The sequence below is a fragment of the Streptomyces sp. UH6 genome, from assembly GCF_013421635.1.
GTDB lineage: Bacteria > Actinomycetota > Actinomycetes > Streptomycetales > Streptomycetaceae > Streptomyces > Streptomyces abyssomicinicus.
The window spans coordinates 1-1546 of record NZ_JACADT010001188.1; the positions used below are offsets into that span (position 1 = coordinate 1).

Here is a 1546-nt window from a genome sequence, read left to right on the forward strand (position 1 = left end):
GACTACCAGCTGCGCGGCCTCGCCTGGCTCGACCTGATGACCTCGCTCGGCCTCGGCGGCTGCCTCGCCGACGACATGGGCCTCGGCAAGACCATCACCTTGATCGCGCTCCACCTGCGGCGCGCGGAGCGGGATCCCGCCGGGCGGCCCACGCTCGTGGTCTGCCCCGCCTCCCTGCTCGGCAACTGGCAGCGCGAGATCCAGCGGTTCGCCCCCGGCGTGCCGGTACGCCGCTTCCACGGCGCCGGCCGGACCCTCGGCGGCCTCGACGGCGGATTCGTCCTCACCACCTACGGCACGATGCGCTCCGCCGCCGAGGAACTCGGCGGCATCGCGTGGGGGATGGTCGTCGCCGACGAGGCGCAGCACGTCAAGAACCCCTACTCGGCCACCGCCCGCGCCCTGCGGACCATCCCCACCCCCGCCCGGGTCGCGCTCACCGGCACCCCCGTGGAGAACAACCTCTCCGAACTGTGGGCCCTCCTGGACTGGACCACACCCGGACTGCTCGGCCCCTTGAAGTCCTTCCGTGCCCGGCACGCCCGTGCGGTCGAGGGCGGCGAGGACCCGGAGGCCGCCGAGCGGCTCGCCCGGCTGGTCCGCCCCTTCCTGCTGCGCCGCCGCAAGTCCGACCCGGGCATCGTGCCGGAGCTTCCGCCCAAGACGGAGACGGACCGCCCGGTGCCGCTGACCCGCGAGCAGGCGTCGCTCTACGAGGCGGTGGTCCGCGAGTCCATGCTGATCATCGAGGGCAGCGAGGGGATCGCCCGTCGTGGTCTGGTGCTGAAGCTGCTGACCTCCCTCAAGCAGATCTGCGACCATCCCGCGCTCTTCCTCAAGGAGGGCTTCTCCCCGGACCGCGCCCGCGCCGACCGCTCCGGAAAGCTCACCCTGCTGGACGAGCTGCTGGACACGGTCCTCGCCGAGGACGGGTCGATGCTGGTCTTCACCCAGTACGTCGGCATGGCCCGCCTGATCACCGCCCACCTCGCCACCCGCTCGGTCCCCGCCGAGATGCTCCACGGGGGCACGCCCGTCGCCGAGCGGGAGCGCATGGTGGACCGCTTCCAGGACGGTGCGACGCCGGTGCTGGTGCTCTCCCTCAAGGCGGCCGGCACCGGCCTCAACCTGACCCGGGCCGGGCATGTGGTGCACTTCGACCGCTGGTGGAACCCGGCGGTGGAGGAACAGGCCACCGACCGCGCCTACCGCATCGGCCAGACTCAGCCGGTGCAGGTGCACCGGCTGATCACCGAGGGCACGGTGGAGGACCGTATCGCCGAGATGCTTCAGGCGAAGCGGGCGCTGGCCGACGCGATCCTCGGCTCCGGCGAGGCGGCGCTCACCGAACTCACCGATCGTGAACTCACCGACCTCGTCTCCCTGCGGAGGCCCGCATGACACCCCCGCACGGCTCCGGACCGGACCCTCGGGACACGGACGCCGCGGTTCCGGGCATCGCGGTTCCGGGTGAGCCCCGTGAGCCGGGTGCGTCGGGTGCGCCGGGCGCGGAATGGCCGCGCGTGGAGGTCCCGGGACCTGACGG

At 72.9% G+C, this 1546-nt stretch carries 1 protein-coding gene; it reads left to right on the forward strand.

The genetic code is table 11. The features are described 5' to 3' along the window. Window positions 1–1401: DEAD/DEAH box helicase (locus HW445_RS30485; protein WP_180224031.1), on the forward strand; the 1401-nt coding region annotated here is incomplete at its 5' end. Between the last annotated feature and the right edge of the window lie 145 nt (window positions 1402–1546).